Source organism: Arthrobacter sp. 05L45_2 (assembly GCF_056397525.1).
Genome location: NZ_JBFTNO010000272.1, coordinates 1 through 3,023, shown reverse-complemented (window position 1 = coordinate 3,023; position 3,023 = coordinate 1). Strand labels below are relative to the sequence as shown.

Below are 3,023 nucleotides of genomic sequence, written 5' to 3'. Positions count from 1 at the left end.
GTGTAAGCCTGCACAAGCTGGTTGACGAATGTCTGCGCTCCAGCACGCTCCGTCCCTGAGTAACCGGACCAACTGGTCACGAAAGCTTTAAGAGACTCGACAATTTCGGTGCGCGTGCGGTGCATCAGTTCCCCATCTATGTTGCAAGTACAACTGATTCAACCACGGGGGACTGACAGTCCTGGGCAGGCGGTACTACTTGGCCAAGTTGAACGTCAGCGTCTTGTCCCAGGCGGACTCGTCGACCTTGGCGGTCGTCGGCGTCACGTTCTTGGGCACATCGAAGAAGATGTTTCCGGAGGCGACCAGTCCGGGGTTTATATCGTCAAGGAAGCCGGAGGTGTCGTCCCCTTCGCTGGCCTTGATGTTGACCCAACTGTCGGTGCTGTACTCGGTGTCATCTTTGACGAGAGTGAAGTCGTCGAAGTCCAAGCGCTCGGTCTTTTTGGAGATGTTCTGTGCCTTCACGGACACTCGGCAAAAGTGGCCCTTGGCATTTTCGCGCAGTATCTCGCCTTTGCCGATCGTGGGGATGCCGCACTTGTAACCCGTGATTGTGTACTCAAACCGTTCGGATTTTGCTGGTTTGCCGATTGGGACAGTGGCGTCAGCGGTTGAATCTGCGACAGCCTGGGGTGTGGAGCTGTCCGATGATGGAGTGCTCCGGCTGGTGCTGCCGAGGTATGCGACGGCGCAAAGGACGATGACGGCGATGAATATGCCCTTCATACTGACCCTGCGCTTCGGCTGTGCTTCAAAATCCATCGTTGTCCCCCGCGTGTTGTCCTTATGCGTTCCGCGATCCTATCCGCGCGGTTCAGCGCTTGCAGACAGCACGCCGACTTCGCTCAGTCTTTTCATGAGCCTGTGCCGTCGCTCGGATCGGCGGGCGAGAATGAGTCTTTGCATGGCGCGGTCACCCTTCGCGGTCGCCAACTGCTCGACCGTGAAACCGGGGTCTTGGTCGAGGTAGTCGAGTTCCGGCGGGAAATCCCAGGGACGGTCGTCGCTGGGCGGAGTCTTGCGGGGTTTGGGTGGTTGGGCCGCCCGTCGTGCGTGGGATCGAGCTCTTTTGGCGGCGTTGTGACATTCGCGCCGGGCGCATGTCACGGAGCGATTCTCGGGCATGGCTTCCCCGCAGAACTGGCACCTGCCGTCGTTACGCCCATCCAATGCGATCGTTCCCATGTAGCGACATTAGGAAAGAATCGAGGGTGCAACCGTTCGAGAGACGTGGTCGCTTAGGCGCGTCTGTGAGCGTCCAATAATCGGTCGATGATCAATCACACGCGGGCGCACGTGCTGGCGTCTGCTGGACGCTCCATAGGATCTGTGTGCGCGTTTGCGGGCGTGATGATCGATTGCAGTGGGTGGCTATCCACCACGAAACCCCGTACCGGGTGAGAGGTACGGGATATCGCGGGTTATAGACGGTTACAGTCCCATGGCGAAGGCGGCTGAATCGCCCCATGAGACGCGCTTCACCCGGCGCACCTCGGGTTTGTCATCATCATCCTTAGGGGCGTTGGTGTAGGCAACCAGCGGCGCTACGCCGACGACTTCGAAGTACCTGTCCCTTGCTGCTTCTTGGGTGCGGAACTTCTTGTAGTCGGTCTCCGCGACGGCAGTGTGGGCAGCCTCGAAGGCTTCGAGGACTTGAGCCGGGGTCGGGACCCACGGTTCAGCTTTGGTTGCCAGCCAGACGAGGTAATCCCAGCGGTCAATCGGGTTGCCGTTCGTGTCCTTCTGCGGAGTGGCGGACGTGCTGTGCTTGAACGGTGCAGTTCCGCCCTTGCCGAGCCAGTCGTTGAAGTTCCGCACGCCTTCGAGCCGGTCGTTTGCAGGACGGTCCGAGGCTGCGTCCTGACGCTTGCTGAGCCAATAGTCCGCCAGCTCCAGTGAGTTGCGGATGTGGCCAACGGCAGCGATCTTGAATGCATCGCCGTCGCCGAGCCCCGGGGTTGTGAGGCTGCGCTGAGCGTCGCGGATTTCCGAGTAGCGGGAGACGAGGTCGCCCCGCTCCCGCCACGCGGCGTSTACCTCAGGACCGGCGTCGAGGACCTGTTCTGCGCTGCGGATGTTTCCGAGCGTTTTGCTTACGGATCGTACCTGTTCCATGAGCGAAGTAAGTTCCGTTCCGAGGTAGGCCAGGGCTTCACCCGAGTGGTCGCAAATGATCTCCATCCTGCGACGCTGTATGTCCTTAGCGGCGTTCTTGAGCAGTTCGCCGCGWGCGGCCACGTTCAAGCGTTCGTTGCGGATCTGCTCGTTGTGGCGGGGGGGGGTCGCTCGGAAACTCGTCACCGGACAGCGCTACGTCTGCGAAGTCCGCCGAATTGATGGGCGCATCGAACTCGGATGCCCGGTTCCGGGCGATCTCGTCCTTGATGCGCTGGTCGGCTGCGGCGTGTTCGGCGTAGCCGGGGAGACGGTCAAAGGCGTTGGATGTGATGGACATGGTTACTGCTCCTTCTTAGTGGGGTTCATGGATTCGTACAGTTCGCGGCCCTTTTGGACGAGTCCTTTGGGTTTGGTGTCTTTGCGAGTGGCCTCGCGGCGTTCTGCGCTGGCTTTGGTCTTCTTCTCGAATGTTCCGTCGCGGTAGGCGGCCATTGATTCTTTGACGTTCACTTGGTGCTCCTTTTGTTTCGGTCTTCCTGGAGGGTGATGATCGGTGCGCGTTCAAAGCAGTAGTAGAAAAATGCCCGCACCTTTTCGGGCGCGTCCCGCAACTGGCTACGGTGCATAAAGGCCGAGCGGAGATCGCCGTCGAGTTCGCTGACGACGACGAGGTCGAGAATGCCGGGGGTCAGTGCAACCCGGCCCACGACGGCGAACTCTTGGCGGATGAGGGAATCCCAGTCACGGTGTTCAGGGAGCCGGTGGTACATGTTCTTGTCCATGACGCGGTTGTCAATCAGGACGCAGAGACGACCTGAACAGTCCAGCGAATAGTCGACGGGCGCCATCTTGAACTCGGGGCCGTAGGCAAAGTCCAGCGACGACGTGTAGCCGTTCATCGC

General features: G+C 60.0%; 5 protein-coding genes. All 5 read right to left on the bottom strand.

Annotated elements, in window-relative coordinates:
- Window positions 1–195: 195 nt before the first annotated feature.
- Window positions 196–729 carry a DUF4352 domain-containing protein gene (locus AC1DHD_RS15255; protein ID WP_476880524.1) on the bottom strand — a complete coding sequence of 178 codons (534 nt, stop codon included), beginning with the start codon at window positions 727–729 and terminating at the stop codon, window positions 196–198.
- Between the two features lie 705 nt (window positions 730–1,434).
- Window positions 1,435–2,184, bottom strand: a complete 750-nt coding sequence (locus AC1DHD_RS15250; RefSeq protein ID WP_476880523.1) for a hypothetical protein — start codon at window positions 2,182–2,184, stop codon at window positions 1,435–1,437.
- A 19-nt stretch (window positions 2,185–2,203) separates the two neighbouring features.
- Entirely contained in the window at window positions 2,204–2,458 is a 255-nt protein-coding gene (locus tag AC1DHD_RS15245) for a hypothetical protein (RefSeq protein WP_476880522.1), read from the bottom strand.
- 2 nt (window positions 2,459–2,460) lie between these two features.
- Window positions 2,461–2,631, bottom strand: coding sequence for a hypothetical protein (locus tag AC1DHD_RS15240; RefSeq protein ID WP_476880521.1), 171 nt, complete (start codon window positions 2,629–2,631; stop codon window positions 2,461–2,463).
- A partial coding sequence (locus AC1DHD_RS15235) for a hypothetical protein (protein ID WP_476880520.1) occupies window positions 2,628–3,023 on the bottom strand: 396 nt, incomplete at its 5' end. The genes AC1DHD_RS15240 and AC1DHD_RS15235, both read right to left, overlap by 4 nt.

Bases quoted from the DNA above. Each gene is read 5' to 3' on its own strand.
- AC1DHD_RS15255 (WP_476880524.1), bottom strand. From the start codon at position 729: ATGAAGGGCATATTCATCGCCGTCATCGTCCTTTGCGCCGTCGCATAC.